This is a genomic window from Marinobacter antarcticus, from assembly GCF_900142385.1.
In the GTDB taxonomy this organism is placed as follows: domain Bacteria; phylum Pseudomonadota; class Gammaproteobacteria; order Pseudomonadales; family Oleiphilaceae; genus Marinobacter; species Marinobacter antarcticus.
On sequence record NZ_FRAQ01000001.1, the window covers coordinates 1,727,336 to 1,742,876 of the forward strand.

At 56.1% G+C, this 15,541-nt stretch carries 17 protein-coding genes; 4 read left to right on the plus strand and 13 right to left on the minus strand.

Annotated features, from left to right (window positions below; all coding sequences use genetic code 11):
- Positions 1–15: 15 nt before the first annotated feature.
- Positions 16–3,783 carry a YhdP family phospholipid transporter gene (locus BUA49_RS08130; RefSeq protein WP_072796669.1) on the plus strand — a complete coding sequence of 1,256 codons (3,768 nt, stop codon included), beginning with the start codon at positions 16–18 and terminating at the stop codon, positions 3,781–3,783.
- 21 nt (positions 3,784–3,804) lie between these two features.
- On the opposite strand, the gene yjgA is transcribed toward BUA49_RS08130, so the two are convergent.
- The 13 genes from yjgA to BUA49_RS17685 form a co-directional block, all read right to left on the minus strand.
- Positions 3,805–4,329: a ribosome biogenesis factor YjgA gene (yjgA, locus tag BUA49_RS08135; protein ID WP_072796670.1), complete on the minus strand. Its 525-nt coding sequence runs from the start codon at positions 4,327–4,329 to the stop codon at positions 3,805–3,807.
- 22 nt (positions 4,330–4,351) lie between these two features.
- Positions 4,352–5,713, minus strand: a complete 1,362-nt coding sequence (gene mgtE / locus BUA49_RS08140; RefSeq protein ID WP_072796671.1) for a magnesium transporter — start codon at positions 5,711–5,713, stop codon at positions 4,352–4,354.
- 74 nt (positions 5,714–5,787) lie between these two features.
- Positions 5,788–6,057: an HPr family phosphocarrier protein gene (locus BUA49_RS08145; RefSeq protein ID WP_072796672.1), complete on the minus strand. Its 270-nt coding sequence runs from the start codon at positions 6,055–6,057 to the stop codon at positions 5,788–5,790.
- A 6-nt stretch (positions 6,058–6,063) separates the two neighbouring features.
- Positions 6,064–6,948, minus strand: coding sequence for an RNase adapter RapZ (gene rapZ, locus BUA49_RS08150; protein WP_072796673.1), 885 nt, complete (start codon positions 6,946–6,948; stop codon positions 6,064–6,066).
- A gap of 29 nt (positions 6,949–6,977) precedes the next feature.
- Positions 6,978–7,448, minus strand: a complete 471-nt coding sequence (gene ptsN, locus BUA49_RS08155) for a PTS IIA-like nitrogen regulatory protein PtsN (RefSeq protein ID WP_072796674.1) — start codon at positions 7,446–7,448, stop codon at positions 6,978–6,980.
- 85 nt (positions 7,449–7,533) lie between these two features.
- Positions 7,534–7,842, minus strand: a complete 309-nt coding sequence (gene hpf / locus BUA49_RS08160; protein ID WP_072796675.1) for a ribosome hibernation promoting factor — start codon at positions 7,840–7,842, stop codon at positions 7,534–7,536.
- A 105-nt stretch (positions 7,843–7,947) separates the two neighbouring features.
- Complete coding sequence (locus tag BUA49_RS08165; RefSeq protein WP_072797767.1) at positions 7,948–9,477, minus strand: RNA polymerase factor sigma-54; 1,530 nt, start codon at positions 9,475–9,477, stop codon at positions 7,948–7,950.
- Between the two features lie 180 nt (positions 9,478–9,657).
- Positions 9,658–10,383 carry an LPS export ABC transporter ATP-binding protein gene (gene lptB, locus BUA49_RS08170; protein WP_072796676.1) on the minus strand — a complete coding sequence of 242 codons (726 nt, stop codon included), beginning with the start codon at positions 10,381–10,383 and terminating at the stop codon, positions 9,658–9,660.
- 17 nt (positions 10,384–10,400) lie between these two features.
- Complete coding sequence (lptA, locus tag BUA49_RS08175; RefSeq protein ID WP_072796677.1) at positions 10,401–10,934, minus strand: lipopolysaccharide transport periplasmic protein LptA; 534 nt, start codon at positions 10,932–10,934, stop codon at positions 10,401–10,403.
- Complete coding sequence (lptC, locus tag BUA49_RS08180) at positions 10,918–11,538, minus strand: LPS export ABC transporter periplasmic protein LptC (protein WP_228704429.1); 621 nt, start codon at positions 11,536–11,538, stop codon at positions 10,918–10,920. The genes lptA and lptC overlap by 17 nt, the downstream gene beginning before the upstream one ends.
- 2 nt (positions 11,539–11,540) lie before the next feature.
- Entirely contained in the window at positions 11,541–12,104 is a 564-nt protein-coding gene (locus BUA49_RS08185) for a KdsC family phosphatase (protein ID WP_072797774.1), read from the minus strand.
- Positions 12,105–12,128: 24 nt separating this feature from the next.
- A complete protein-coding gene (locus BUA49_RS08190; protein WP_072796678.1) occupies positions 12,129–13,109 on the minus strand; it encodes a KpsF/GutQ family sugar-phosphate isomerase in 981 nt (326 codons plus the stop codon).
- The gene (locus BUA49_RS17685) at positions 13,102–13,299 is read right to left on the minus strand and encodes a hypothetical protein (RefSeq protein WP_139248753.1); all 198 of its coding nucleotides are present in this window, start codon (positions 13,297–13,299) and stop codon (positions 13,102–13,104) included. The genes BUA49_RS08190 and BUA49_RS17685 overlap by 8 nt, the downstream gene beginning before the upstream one ends.
- 104 nt (positions 13,300–13,403) lie before the next feature.
- Between BUA49_RS17685 and BUA49_RS08195 the strand changes: the two genes are divergently transcribed.
- The 3 genes from BUA49_RS08195 to mlaD are packed head-to-tail and all read left to right on the plus strand — an operon-like array spanning position 13,404 to position 15,479.
- Positions 13,404–14,216, plus strand: a complete 813-nt coding sequence (locus BUA49_RS08195) for an ATP-binding cassette domain-containing protein (RefSeq protein WP_072796679.1) — start codon at positions 13,404–13,406, stop codon at positions 14,214–14,216.
- The gene (gene mlaE / locus BUA49_RS08200; RefSeq protein WP_072796680.1) at positions 14,213–14,995 is read left to right on the plus strand and encodes a lipid asymmetry maintenance ABC transporter permease subunit MlaE; all 783 of its coding nucleotides are present in this window, start codon (positions 14,213–14,215) and stop codon (positions 14,993–14,995) included. Before BUA49_RS08195 ends, mlaE begins: the two co-directional genes overlap by 4 nt.
- Before the next feature lie 34 nt (positions 14,996–15,029).
- On the plus strand, positions 15,030–15,479 hold the full coding sequence (gene mlaD, locus BUA49_RS08205; protein ID WP_072796681.1) for an outer membrane lipid asymmetry maintenance protein MlaD: 450 nt from the start codon (positions 15,030–15,032) through the stop codon (positions 15,477–15,479).
- The last annotated feature ends 62 nt before the right edge of the window (positions 15,480–15,541 follow it).

Consider the following 15,541-nt stretch of genomic DNA (forward strand, 5'->3'; position numbering starts at 1 on the left):
GGAGTAGTCCGCCGAATGTCTTCCTCAGAAAGCCCGCCGTTCCGCCTGATTGCGCTGTTTACCGGCGCTATTTGGTGGTTGCTGGTGGTTATTCTGGTGCTGTTTGCGCTCTATGCCGGAATTGGCAGGCAGCTCACTCAGAATGTCGACGCCTTCCGGGATGATCTTTCCCGCGAGCTTTCCGCCCGCCTGGGGCACGAAGTCAGCATTGGCAGCCTCTCCTCTCGCTGGTTCTGGCTTGACCCCTCCTTTACCGCGCAGGATATAGAAATTACCAACGCCGATTCCGGGGTGCGGGCGCTGAGCCTGCAGCATTTGACCATTCGTTTCGACGCACTCGCTTCGCTGATGCGCTTCAGAATTGTGTTTGAGGATTTTGAAGCCGAAGGGCTCGAGTTGACGTTGAATCAGAAGGACAGTGGCGATGTGGGCGTTCGGGGGGCAGACTTTCAGGAACCCTTCAATAACCGGTTCCGGCACTGGCTGGAAGTCGCCGGAAAATGGCTGTCAGATCCCTACATAAAAGTGACTCGCGTGAGCTTGGGTATCCGCGACAATCAGGGCCAGCTCCGGCATATCGATGTTCCCCAGCTTGACCTGAAATATCACCAGGGCCTGTTCCGCGCGTCCGGGCGCGCCATGCGGTCTGCGACAACCCAGCAGCTTGCCAGCTTTACCCTTGTGGGACAGCATTTCTTTCGCGGTGACTTTACCGGCCAGTTGTACCTTGATGTGAACTCCGGCCGCCTGTTTGACGGATTGGTTGATGAATACCAGTGGCGGGACATTCGTGTGGAGGGGTTTGATCTGGGCGGCGAAGCCTGGCTTACCTTTCGCGACGGCGTCTTGCAGCAAGTCAGCGGGACGGTAAGAACCCCTTACCTGCAGCTTGGTGTTGCTGGCGAATCTCTGGCACCGCTGGAGGATATCAGCGCCCGTTTCGGCTGGCGGCGACATAATGCTGTTCTGGAAGAGCAGGGCGACGCCAGTAAGCAGCTCGAGACCATCGGGGAGTGGCACCTGAAGCAGCTCGCCTGGACCTGGAACGGTGACAGTGTCCCCCCGTTCAGTCTGCTGCTGTCACCTGAGCCAGAGGGGTTTTCTGTAACGGCTGACGCCCTTCCTCTGCGCCCGTTAAGACGCCTGGCAGGAGCTCTGCCGGTGCTTCCGTACTTAGCCCGGGAAGCATTGGAACATTACCGCCCCGTTGGTTTTCTTGACGGCATGACGCTCAGCGTTCCGGGAAATGCCGGCAGCAGCTTCGAATTATCCGGGCGTCTGAGGAATGTCGGGGCTGCGGCATACGCTGGTGCGCCGGCGGTAAAGAGTGTTAACGGGTTTATTTATGTTGATCAGACATCAGGCTACGTGAAAGCCCGCTCAGGCAGTCAGCCCGTTACCCTTGCGTTTCCCGAACTGTTCGGCAGTGAGTGGTCCTTGCCCGAGGCTGACGCCACCATCGCCTGGAAGCTGGATGGCCCTGTCACTCGCGTATACGCGAGTGACATAAGCATGACCTATGGCGAGGGTACCCGCCTGACCGGAGCTTTTGATCTGAAGCTGGATCGGCAGGGTGAGGATGATCTGGGGCTGCGTGTGGCTGTCGAGAATGCAGACGCCTCCTTGCTGGCAGAATTTGTGCCTGAAAAGATCGTAGATGCCGGCCTGTATCAATGGCTCACTACCGCAATCAAAGAGGCGGATATCACATCGGGCGTGTATTACGGCCATGGCCAGATTGGCAGAGATGCGCCTTCGGGGTCATTTGTTTCCTCCATGTGGTATGAGTTCGAGAACGCCACTGTCCGTTATGACGAACGGTGGCCCGAGGTGACGGAGGCGCGCGGCAGAGTCGCCATACAGAACGGCGACACCCTGGTGTCTCTTGAAACCGGAAAAACTGGCGGGCTGTCGCTGAGTCCAGGCACTGTCGCCATTATTCCCCGCGTTGAAGGGGCGCTTGTCCGGGTGGATGTGTCGGCGCCCGTGCCGGGTGAGGCCATTGCGTTCTGGATGGCAAATAGCCCCTTCGGGGAAATGGCCGGGCCCCAGGCCGCAAGCCTGAAATACGGCGGTGACTACGAGTTGGATCTGGGCATTGATCTGCCTCTTGATGGCGCTGGAGAAGTGGTGGTGGACGCGGGCGTCAGTACCTCGAATGGCTATGTCCGATATCCGGACGCGGACTTGAGTTGGGAAAAAATTTCGGGGTCCGTGAAGTACCACTCGGCCAAGGGATTTTCCGGGGGCCCCCTCGGCGCCCGGTTTCTGGGCGAGCCGGTCAAGGTTATGTTCAGCAAATCGTCTACAGGCAAGGCTTCCGGCGCAGAGATGCTAACTATTCGGCAAACCGGCTCCTTGTCCGTACCTGACGCGCTCCGCCAGACGGGGCTAGTGGACTCCGATGCCGGAGCCAGCGGTGGTAACGGAGAGGGCAGTTACGGGCTTAAAGGCAGCATTGATTACTCTGCGGAGCTCAATGTAGCCGCTGACACTGCGTCGCGCATTACCGTTCGCTCAAACCTTGAGGGGTTGACCATTGACTGGCCAGGTCCGTTTTCGAAGAAGTCGAGTGAAGCTTCTCCGCTGGTTGTGGAAATCAATCCCGAGGCGGCGAACGGGATCAGCATCGCCGGGAGCTGGGAAAATCGCGCAACATTCGATCTGCTGCTGAAACGCTCAGGCGTTGAACTGACGTTCGGCGAGCTGCATCTCGGCGATCAGACTCTGACGAACATCCATGTGGAGGCTCTCGACCTGGGCGATCGCTGGGTTCTTACGACCCGCTCCGAGAGGGCGATTGGCCGGATTGAATTCCCGGACGACGACCGCCCTGTAACCGCAGATTTTGAAGTGTTACGGCTCCTCCGGGATAACACCAAGGCGGAAGATGCGCCGGAGCTATTGACGATCGAGCAGCAACTGGAAGCCTTCCGTGCAATGGATATGGCGAGTTGGCCAGATGTGGATATAGCTATTTCCGAACTGCGGCTTGATGACGACAGCTTGGGGCGCTGGTCGTTTCACCTGCGGCCCGAGCCATACCAGCTTAATATCACCGGCATCGAGGGCCGGCTGAAATCCCTTACACTTCTGGGCGATATGACCTGGAGCGTGATAAATAACATAGAAACCAGTCAGTTCTCCGGCACCGTCTCCGGCGGAGCGCTGGCGGATCTGGGTGAGCTGTTCAATACCGATATCCCGCTTTCGAATAAGAAGACCGGCGTTGAACTGGAACTGGACTGGCCCGGCCGCCCGGATGAATTCGATCTTGCGAAACTCAGTGGTGTAGTCAGTCTCCGACTGGATGATGGCGTGATTCTGGAGCGAAACAACAGCGCCCAAATATTTCGGATATTCAACCTGCTCAACGCCGATACGCTCTGGCGCAGGCTCAAGCTGGATTTTTCCGATCTGTATGAACGCGGTGTGGCGTTCGATGCGATCTCAGGCAAGGCGAGCCTGAACGAGGGCCTGTTGACCATGGATCCCGAACTTCAGGTAGCGGGACCATCGGGAGCCTTCAAGCTTAGTGGTACCACAGATCTGGCAAGCGGGGCGCTTGATATGCGCCTTGTGGTCGTTTTGCCACTGACCCAGAACCTGCCTCTGGCAGCGTTACTGATGGGGGCAGGCGCGCCCATAGGAGGAGCACTGTTCGTGCTGGACAAGTTGTTGGGCGACCCGCTGAGTAAGTTGACCAGCGCCACCTATGACGTTACTGGTACCTGGGACGAGCCCAAAGTAGACCTTCGGCGGGTTTTCGATACCGGTAATTAACCCGGTACCACGGGCAGAAAATCAGGCCTCTACCTCGTCAATGCGCTCCCGCAGGTAACGGAAGAGCTTGCGGATCTGGCCGGTGTTTTTCTGTTTTTCCACATCCTTGCGGGCGTTGCGAACCAGGTTGCGTAAGTGCTGCATATCTGCGTCTGGGCAGTAACTGAAAAACTCGCCAGCAACGGAGTCGCCTTCTGTAATCATACGGTCACGCCAGCGTTCAGCCAGATGGTGGCGGCGTGTATGCTCCTCGCTCCCGGAATCGAAGGCATCAATGGCCCGCTGCAACGCTTCCGGGTCATCTTCCTGGCGGATGATCTTGCCTATGTACTGAAGATGGCGGCGTTTGGCTTCGTTTTGGCGGATCTTCCGGGACTCCTCAATCGCGCTTCTCAGAGTGTCGCTGATGGTAAGCGTATCAAGTTGCTCATTGCTCAGCTCCGTCATGCGCTTGCCCATGTTCTGGAGCGCGTGCATGTCCCGCTTGAGCTGGGATTTGCTGGGGCCGGAATATTGTGGGGTGTCGTCGTCATTGCTGTCGATCATTGTTCCTTCCAGGTTTGTCGGATCAGGCGTAGAAAATGGTGGCAAGGCCGAGAAAAGACGTGAAGCCGACCACGTCGGTAACGGTTGTCAGTATAACGCTGCCTGCCAGTGCAGGATCGATGTTGCGGGATTTCAGGAACAGCGGCAGTACCGTCCCCACCAGCGCGGCAGCGACCAGGTTGATAACCAGCGCGGCGGCAATGATCGCGCCGATCAATATATCCTGAAACCAGGCCATGGCTGCAACTGCAACTAACGCTGCCCAGAGCAGGCCGTTGAGGATGCCGGAAAGAAATTCCCGGTTCAGCAACCAGCCAACGTTGGCGCCGCTGATTTGCCCCACCGCCATACCTCTGATCACCAGGGTCAGTGTCTGGCTACCGGCGATGCCTCCCATGCTGGCTACGATGGGCATCAGTATCGCCAGGGCGACAACTTTGTCGATGGTGTCCTCGAACAGTCCGATCACTCCGGACGCGATAAAGGCGGTGAGCAGGTTAATGCCCAGCCATACAGCCCTGCGCCTTGTGGTTTTCCAGACCGGTGCAAAGGTATCCTCGTCGTCATCAAGACCGGCCATACTCATCAGCGAGTGGTCCGCGTCCTCGCGGATAACATCCACCACGTCATCGATGGTAATCCGGCCCAGCAGACGACCCTCGCTGTTTACCACTGGCGCAGAAATCAGATCGTAGCGCTCAAACAGTTGGGCGACTTTGGTGTCGGAGAGGGTGACGGGTATAGGCTCGATATCGGTATCCATGACTTCCCGCACGGTTGCGGACTGGTTGGATACCAGCATTTTGGTAATGGGAAGCATGCCGATAAACTCGTCGCGCCGGCTTACAACGATCAGGCTGTCGGTCATAGGCGGCAGCGCCCTGTGCCGGCGCAGGTAACGCAATACCACATCAATGCTGAGATCGGGGCGCACGGTGATGGTGTCCGTGTTCATCAGGCCGCCAGCGGTGTCTTCCGGGTAGGAAAGCACCTCTTCGACTCGCTGCCGATCCTGTTCATCCATGGTGTCCAGAACTTCCTGGATCACCGTATCCGGCAACTGTTGCAGAAGGTCGGCGAGATCGTCGGACTCGAAGTCCTCGATGATATCCGCCAGCTCCTGAGCGTTCAGTCGGCTCAGATATTCGGCACGAATGTCCTCATTGAGATACTGGAGAACCTCGCCTTCCAGCTGTTTGTCTACCAGATTCCACAGCAGGGCGCGCTGGCGCGGTGGCGAAGATTCGAGCAGGTGAGCGATATCACTGGGGCTCAGGCCACCGTTGAGAATACGGGCGACCTGTTTCAGGGCACCACTGTCCAGCGCTTCACTCAGAGAGCGTAAACGTTGGCGGGCCTGGCTTTTATCCAGATTATCAGACATGAATCACCTGCGCTCAGAAAACGCCCGTATTATAACGGAGTTAGCCTATACACGTGAGAAAGAGTTGAAGGGGATTATTCACCTTCTCCGAAATAATCGTTGATCAGTGTGGTCAGGGCATCAATGGCCTCCTGCTCACGCGGACCATCGGCCACAAGCTCCACTTCAGTGCCTTTGCTGGCCGCAAGCATCATGATCTGCATGATGTTTTTGGCGTCCACTTCCCGTCCCTTGCCACAAACCCTGACGGAACAAGGGTATGCCGATGCGGTGGCGACCAGTTTGGCAGTAGCACGGGCGTGCAGGCCAAGTTTATTGATAATAACAATCCGCTGGCGTATCACGCTGGCTTAGACCTCTTTCCGGGCCTGCAGATGCGGCAGCTCGGTGTGGCGCACCTGTGTGTTGCTGCTGTGCTCCCGGAAATGCCGCCCCAGCTGCTCACAGATATAAACGGATCGGTGCTGGCCGCCAGTGCATCCAATGGAAATGGTCATGTAACTGCGATTACTGTCTGCAAAAGAGGGGATCCAGTTTTCCAGGAAAGTAATAAGATCGTTTGCCATTTTGCGGCTTGCAGGTTCTTTCTCAAGAAACTCGATTACCGGCTGGTCAAGGCCTGTAAACTTGCGCAGGCTGGTATCCCAATAGGGGTTGGGCAGGCAGCGCACATCAAACACGTAATCGGAATCCAGTGGTACGCCGTGTTTGAAGCCGAAGGACTGGAAAAGCAGGGCCAGTTCCTGATCTTTGCGGCCAGCTACCCGCTGTTTCACCATATCCCGAAGTTCGTACATCGAGAGGCCCGTGGTATTGATGTAGAGATCCGACAGTTTGGAAAGGGGTTCCAGCAGAATCTTTTCGTTAGTGATGGCCTCTCTGAGAGATGTTTTATCATCGCTGAGGGGGTGCTTGCGACGGGTCGCGTGGAACCGCTGTAGCAGGGACTGTTCATCCGCATCCAGATAGATGACCTCGGCCTGGATGTCGTCTCTGCGAAGCTTGCGGTAAATCTCCTCAAAATTGCCCAGCTCCCCAGACAGGTTGCGGGCATCAATGCTGACGGCCATCTTGTCGAGCCGCCCAGGCGCGCTCTGGTTGGCGGCTTCCCGGGTGAGAGGGAACAGAAGTCCGATCGGCAGGTTATCAATACAGTAGTATCCGAGGTCTTCCAGTACGTGAAGAGCGGTGCTCTTGCCGGAGCCGGACCGGCCACTGACGATGATCAGCTTCATGGTGAAACAGCCTGTTACCAGAGTGGATATCAGCCGCTTGCGGCGGTCATGCGTTGGTAAAGCGTACCCGCATCTTCGCACTGCCTGAGGCGGTCGCAGAAGGTGCGCTCATTGAATTTCTCTGCGAGCTGGCTCAGTAGCTCAAGATGCTCGCTGGTGGCTTCCTTGGGCACAACAAGTGCAAACACAAGATCCACCGGCTGGTTATCAATAGCATCAAACTCGACGGCTTCTTCCAGAGTTATCAGAACGCCGATCACGTGTTCAAGCCCTTCCAGCCGACAGTGGGGGATGGCGATTCCCTGACCAATTCCCGTGCTGCCCAGTCGCTCACGAGCGATCAGATTGTTGAAAATCTGACCCTCTCCGAGTGAATCATTGTGCTGACGGATCTGCTCGGCAATGAACTCCAGAACCCGCTTTTTACTCGATGCGGGTACCTTACACAGGGTCAGTTCCGGTGCAAGAATGTTGTCTATTGTCAGGGATGTGTCGCTCATGAATCGACCGCGCTTCCGTTAAAAAAAGCTGCGACACGTTGTCCGCGCCGCAGCTTGATTAGATGACATGCCTGAAAACAGCCGCCTAGCGGGCTGCGTTTCCATGCATCCTGTCCACACTCTTTTCTTTATGCTTGAGGATCTGTCGATCAAGCTTGTCGACGAGGCCGTCGATAGCTGCGTACATATCCTCACTTTCCGCCTTTGCGTGAATCTCACCACCCACCACGTGAAGCGTAGCCTCCGCGATCTGACGAACCTTATCCACTTCCAGTGTTACCTGGCAATTACTGATGTGGTCAAAGTGCCGCTCCAGTCGTTCAAACTTTTCGGATACATAGTCCTTCAGGGCGGGAGTCAGTTCTACGTGATGGCCTGAAATATTGAGTTGCATAGACGTCTCCTGTTGTCATCCGTCCCGGCTCCAGGAGCCGGGCTGAGTGCTGGCGCTTGTGGCTGCGTCAGCGAAATCCGTGTGAACCGGCCAGCGGTGCCCGGTTTAAACCAGGCGCTTGCGTTCGTTCGAGGGCGGAATGTGCATCGCCTCGCGATATTTTGCAACCGTGCGCCGAGCCACCTTGATTCCCTCTTCTCCAAGCATGGCCGCAATCTTGCTGTCACTCAACGGCTTTTTCGGTGTTTCCGCTGCAATGAGCTTTTTGATCATGGCGCGGATCGCGGTTGAGGAGCATTCGCCGCCTTCGTCGGTGCTGACGTGGCTGGAGAAAAAGTACTTCAGTTCAAAAATGCCCCGCGGTGTGTGCATGTATTTCTGCGTGGTTACACGGGAAATAGTGGATTCGTGCATTTCCACAACCTGGGCAATATCCGAGAGAATCAGCGGCTTCATTGCTTCTTCCCCGTGATCCAGAAAACCCTGCTGATACTCGACAATACGTGTGGCAACCTTCAGCAGTGTTTCGTTCCGGCTTTGCAGGCTTTTTATGAACCACTTTGCCTCCTGAAGCTGGTCGCGGAGATAGGTGTTATCGGCGCTGCTATCGGCTCGTCTTATTAATGAAGCATAGCTGGCATTCACGCGTATGCGCGGAGCAATTTCGGGGTTCAGTTCCACACGCCAGCGGCCGTTGTGTTTGCGCACGATGACATCGGGAATAACGTAATCCGGCTCTGTGCGGTCGATGATGTCACCCGGCCGCGGGTTGAGGCTGGTGATCAGCGCAAGTACGTCGCGCAACTGATCTTCTTTAAGGCGGCTGCGGCGAAGCAGTTGGGCGTAGTCGCGGTTGCCCAACAGATTTATGTAATGGGTGATGACGAGCCGGGCCTGGGCGAGCCAGGGGGTTTCCGGGGGCAGCTGGTTAAGCTGGATAAGCAGGCAGTCCTGAAGATCCCGGGCAAAAACCCCTGGCGGGTCGAAGTACTGTAGCCGGCGTAAAACGGCTTCCACTTCATCCATCTCAAGAGGGTCTTCATCAGCATCGTCGGTCAGGCCTGCGTATATGTCCTCAAGAGAGCTGGTTAGATACCCCCGTTCGTCTACCGCATCCATCAGGGCGTGAGCAATGGCCTGATCCCGTTCATTCAAAGGTGTGAGGTTGAGCTGCCACTCAAGGTGATCCCTGAGGGTTTCGGTCGGTGAGTTCCGGGTTTCGAAATCGTGGTCGCTTTCGTCGTCATTCCGCGCAGCCGGGGCGGGGGCGGACTGGTAAACATCTTCCCAGGCGGTATCGACGGGAAGATCGTCGGGAAGCGTATCCGGGATTTCGTTTTCAGATTGCCAGTCCGGGCCGCTTTCGCTCTCATCCCAGTCGGAGGTGGCAGCCTCGGCAGACGCCTCAGGAGATGTTTCGTTAGCGGTGTTGTCTTGATTCTGATCACCGTCGGCTGACGGCGTTTCAGTTTGGTCGTCATCTTCCGAAGCTTCCAGCAGGGGATTGGATTCCAGGGCTTGCTGGATTTCCTGCTGAAGATCGAGAGTTGATAACTGCAGAAGCCTGATCGCCTGTTGCAGCTGGGGCGTCATTGTCAGGCTCTGACCCAGCTTTAATTGTAATGAGGCTTTCATAACCATCGCTCAGGATCCGTCACTCATACCCGCTCTGAATTTCTTGCATCGGCTAAAAAATCTATGTATGGCGGCAACTTGCCGCCATTTTTGAGTACCCTTGCAAGTTCTTTGCCGAGTTTACTTGCTCCGGGTCAGCAAAACAATCGAACGGGTGTATCCGGATGCCGAAAACAGATGCTACAGGTGGAATTCGTTGCCAAGATACACTTCTTTAACCTGTTGATTGGCGAGAATGGTTTCGGAGTTTCCGGAGGCGATAATGTGGCCACCAGAAACAATGTAAGCGTTCTCGCAGATATCCAGTGTTTCGCGCACGTTGTGGTCGGTAATCAGAACGCCGATGCCCTTGTCCCGGAGGTGGCGGATGATCTGCTTGATATCACTGACAGAGATGGGATCTACCCCGGCAAACGGCTCGTCCAACAGAATGAAGGCAGGCTCCATTGCCAGGGCACGGGCAATTTCCACCCGGCGCCGCTCGCCCCCGGAGAGTGCCATGCCCAGGCTGTCGCGGATGTGGGTAATGTGAAACTCTTCCAGCAGGTGTTCGAGCTTGCTCAGGCGTTCAGCACGGCCGAGGTTCTTTCGGGTTTCCAGAATCGCCATGATGTTATCCCGCACGGATAGCTTGCGGAACACCGAAGCCTCCTGAGGCAGGTAGCCGATGCCTTTGCGGGCCCGGCCATGCATGGGCAGAGACGTGATATCCTGGCTGTCGATGGTTATGCGGCCGTTATCGGCGTTTACCAGCCCCACGATCATGTAAAAGCAGGTGGTTTTGCCGGCGCCGTTCGGGCCGAGCAGGCCGACGATTTCACCGCTGCGAATTTCCAGCGAGACATCAATGACCACTTTTTTCTGCTTATAGCTTTTTGCCAGGTTGCTCGCTCTGAGAACTGCCATCGGATCCCTGTTTGCCGTTATTTTGTGGAGTTGCTGCTGCCGCGGGGCTGAATGACCATCTCAACCCGGCCCGGGCCAGCGCCGGTATCTTCGCTGCCTGCTGCGGTGACCACCCGTTGCTCGGTATCGTAATGAATAATGTCGCCGCGGAATATGTTGCCATTCTGCTCAATCACAGCCTCCCGTTCAAAGGTGAGCTGTTTGTCTGAGGCAGACCAGGTGATGTTCCGGGCTTTGGCATCGGTTTCACCTTCGCCGCTGGCAACGGGTTGCTGGTATCGGGCAGGAGAGCCGTTGGCTTCAATACGGTTGAGACCTTTGGCGCTGCGGTACAGAACCACCCGTTCCGCTGTCAGGCGCGTTTTGCCTTGAACCAGTTCCACCGCTCCGGTGTAGGTGGCAATGCCCTTGCCATCGTCCAGGCGGGCGCTGTCGGCGCTGACGGTAATTGGCTCGTCGGAATCGAGATCAAAGGCCAGAGTCGGGCTGGAAAGACCAGCCACCAGGATGATAGCCAATAGTTGGCGCATGGGGTTATCTAATAGTTTCATAACGTCCTTCCACCTGGGAATTGAGTTCCACAATGCGCTCATCGATCCACGCTTTCATGCCTTTAGCCCGGGTCGTGCCCAGACTATCGGTTATTTCTACCGGTTCGTCGGTATAGACAGTACCTTGAATGTTGTCCAGGGTCAGGCTCTCGGTAACCAGTGTCGCTTTTCGGTCACCAATGGTCCGCACCACACGAACGTTGCCGGTCAGGTATAGCTGGTCTTCGTTCCGCCGCAGGCGGCCATTCTCGGCTTCGAGGACCCAGGGCTCGGCCTCGGTTGCGCTGAACAATTCTGCGTTCGGCGACTCCATGGTAGCCAGGTTTTCCTCTTCGAACTGTTCGATGCGAGGGCTTGTAAAAACGATCTTGCGGTGGCCGGTTTCATCGTAAGATGTGTAGCTGCCGTTGATTACAAAGCCGTCGGGCTCTGCATCGCCCCGAAGTTGCCTGGCATCGCTGTAGCTGGTGATCGGTGGCTCGTCGCTCCGCCACAGCAGGAAAACCGTGGCTGCAATGGTGGCTGCAAGCGCCAGCATGCGAAGCCTGGGCTTGTTTGTCATGGCCAGTGTGGAAAGCAGGCTGTTTTTTTCGCTCTGTGCCATGGCTATGGCTCCAGGTAGGGCGTCAGCGTTGCATCCAGATGCCCTCCGGCTGTCAGCAGCAGATCGCAAAGCTCTCGCACTGCACCCTTGCCTCCGCTAACCCGGGTGCAGTAATCGGCGTGCTCACGCACCAGCCAGTATCCGTTCGGAACCGTAACTCCGAGGCCTGCGTAGCGAATGGCGGGCAGATCCGGCAAGTCGTCACCCATATAGGCGATAGCTTCCGGCAGTATGTCCAGACTGTTCACCAGTTCCTGCAAAGCGACCCTTTTGTCTTCACGCCCCTGCATCAGATGGGGGATTTTCAGGTCTTTCATGCGTTTTTCGGTGAGCGGTGAGCTGCGGCCGGTAATGACGGCTACGTTGATTCCCGCTGCCATGATCTGCTTCAGGCCCAGCCCGTCCAGAATGTTGAAGCCTTTCAATTCGTCGCCTTTGGCGCTGAAGTAAATTTTGCCATCGCTCATGATGCCATCAACGTCCAGAGCAACGAGCTTGATGCGCGCAGCTTTGGCCAGAAGGGCTTCTGGCCAGGCTTCTTCCAGTGGGCTATGCAGTTTAGTCATCATATAGCTTCTTATTACCGCTCTTTAAATCACACCGGCGCGAAGCAGGTCGTGCATGTTGATGGCGCCTACCAGGGTGCCGCTCTTGTCAACAACCGGGAGTGCGTTGATTTTGAGCTCATCCATGATGTTGAGTGCTTCTGCAGCCAGCTGGTCAGGCTGGATGGCCCTGCCGTTTCGTGTCATCACATCCCGCATGGGCGTGGTGTGCACATCGATGGATTTGTCCAGGGTGCGGCGCAGGTCGCCGTCAGTAAAAATACCGGTCATTGCGCCGGTGGCGTCTGCAACGGTGGTCATGCCCAGGCCTTTGCGGGAGATCTCCAGCAATGCGCCGCTCAGAGTGGTGTCTTCACTAACGGTGGGTATGCTATCGCCGGTATGCATAATGTCGGATACCCGAAGCAGGAGTTTGCGCCCAAGGCTGCCGCCGGGATGAGAGAACGCGAAGTCTTCCGCGCTGAAGCCCCGGGCTTCCAGCAAGGCAACGGCCAGGGCATCGCCCATCACCAGAGTTGCCGTTGTGCTGGATGTGGGCGCCAGGCCAAGCGGGCAGGCCTCCGCTTCAACGCTGACATCCAGATTCGCTACAGCCTCTTTTGACAGTGTGGAGTTCGGATTGCCGGTCATGCTGATCAGAGGTGCGCCCATGCGTTTTATAAGTGGCAGAATGGTAATCACTTCGCTGGTGTTGCCACTGTTTGAAATGGCAATAACCACATCCTGGCTGGTAATCATGCCCATGTCGCCGTGGCTGGCTTCCCCGGGGTGAACAAAAAACGCGGGTGTTCCGGTGCTGGCAAGGGTGGCCGCAATCTTGTGGCCAATGTGGCCGGATTTGCCCATGCCGGTCACAACCACCCGGCCCTTGCATGCCATGATTACTTCGCAGGCACGTATGAAATGGTCGTCGATGCGGTTTTCCAGGGCGCTGATTGCATCCCGCTCAATGCGGATAGCCTGGAGTGCGGAGTTCCGAAAATCGTATGTACTCTGTTCAGTCATCGGGCGAAGAACCTGCTTTCTCGTTGACGCGTTCTATTTGAAAAGACGGAATTGCGATTAAGTTGGCGAAGTATAACATTTCTCGCGAGCTGAGCAGGCGGGTTACGGCAAGTTCACCAGAGTTTTCAGTAGTGAGTTCTTTAACGAATGTCGTAGAGAAAAATGTAGGAAGCTCAGTGGAATTGATCATTGCTATCAATTCATTTTAAGAACCAGCGATTGAGCTTGGGCGCTCCTTCGCATAATGTAGCCGCTCTCTGAAAGCTAAGTGTTGTGGGCTGAAAGGTAAGGACTATGGGTTTACGCTCGTACATCTCATTGAAGGACGTTGTATTTTCCCGCTCTGGGCGCCGTATTTTCGACGGTGTGTCCTTGGAGATTCCCCGTGGGAAAATTACCGCCATTATGGGCCCTAGCGGCACCGGTAAAACCACCTTGCTGCGCCTGATCGGCGGTCAGATTCGGCCGGACTCCGGCAGCATAGTGGTGGATGGCCACTCAGTACCTGAACTTCGCCGCAAGGAGCTTTACTCATTACGGGAAAAAATGGGCATGCTCTTCCAGAGCGGTGCGCTGTTTACCGATTTGAGCGTATTCGAGAACGTGGCTTTCCCGATGCGTGTGCACACCAAGCTGCCGGAAGACATGATTCACGACATCGTGTTGATGAAGCTTGAAGCCGTTGGGCTGCGGGGTGCCCGCAAGCTGATGCCGTCTGAACTTTCTGGCGGCATGACCCGGCGCGTTGCGCTTGCCCGGAGTATAGCGCTGGATCCGGAACTGATCATGTACGATGAGCCTTTCGCCGGTCAGGATCCGATCGCCATGGGTGTGCTGGTGAAGCTGATTCGTGATCTGAACAGCTCCATGGGGCTCACCAGCGTTCTGGTTTCTCACGATGTTAAAGAATCTCTGAGCATATGCCATCACGCCTGCATTATTTCGGATGGCAAAATAATTGGCGCAGGCACGCCCGCTGAGTTGCAAGATCATCCTTCTGAGCAGGTGCAGCAGTTTCTGCAGGGGTATCCGGATGGCCCGGTGCCGTTCCATTATCCGTCCTCTGCGGCGGCTGAGGATTTCGGGCTTACGGGAGGTGTTGTGTGATCGATAAAATTGCTTCCTTCGGGCACAGCGGAATAAGTTTCGTTATCGCTTTTGGCCGTGCTGGCCGTTTTCTGGCGGGCGTACTGTCAGGTGTTCCACGCCCGGCAACCGGCTTTCCGCTTTTGATGAAACAGCTTTATTCCGTTGGCGTGCTGTCGCTGGCCATTGTTGTTGTATCTGGGCTGTTTATTGGCATGGTGCTTGGCCTTCAGGGCTACACTATCCTCAGTGATTTTGGTTCCGAAGCCGCTATCGGGCAGATGATTGCGCTCACTCTGGTGCGCGAGCTCGGCCCGGTGGTAACTGCCCTGCTATTTGCAGGGCGCGCAGGTTCGGCGCTCACCGCCGAGATTGGCCTGATGAAAGCGACCGAGCAGCTGTCCAGTTTGGAAATGATGGGCGTAGACCCCTTGCGTCGGGTCATAGCGCCCAGACTTTGGGCTGGCTTTATCGCCATGCCGGTACTGGCTATCATTTTTTCGATGGTGGGTATCTGGGGCGGTATGCTGGTTGGCGTGGAATGGCTCGGCGTTTTTGAAGGCTCCTACTGGGGCAACATGCAAGCCTCTGTGGATTTCTGGGACGACGTGGTAAACGGCGTTATCAAAAGCGTCGTGTTCGGTTTTGTCTGCGCCTGGATTGCGGTTTACCAGGGCTACGACTGTGTACCCACATCGGCAGGAATCAGCTCGGCCACCACGAAAACCGTGGTCTACTCCTCGCTGGCCGTATTGGGGCTGGATTTTGTGCTGACCGCCGTAATGTTCGGCAACTTCTGATCAACGATTGACGAGATAACACCGGGAGTCGGTAATGAAACAAAGAACAACGGACATCACAGTGGGTCTGTTTATGCTCGCTGGCTTGGCTGCACTGCTGTTTCTGGCACTACAGGTAAGCGGGCTGTCGCCAAAATCTGCCGAAAGCACCTACACCATCTATGCAAATTTTAACGACACCGGTGGCATTACGCCCCGGGGCAGAGTGTCCATGGCGGGCGTAACGGTGGGCAGTATCGATTCCGTTAGCCTGAACAAGGAAACATTCCAGGCGCGGGTCGCCATGTCTATTCATGGCGACGTGGACAACATTCCTGCCGACAGCGCTGCAGTAATACGTACATCCGGTCTGCTGGGAGAGCAGTACATTGATATATCCATTGGTGGCGAAATGGATTCCCTCAAACCGGGTGACACGTTCTATTCCAGCCAGTCCGCCATGAACATTGAGCGGTTGATCAGCAATTTTGCGTCTGGCAAGTAAGCCAGCAGTGCGAAAGAACAGGAGAAACCAGGTGATTGCGTTAACACAGAGAATTTTTCTCG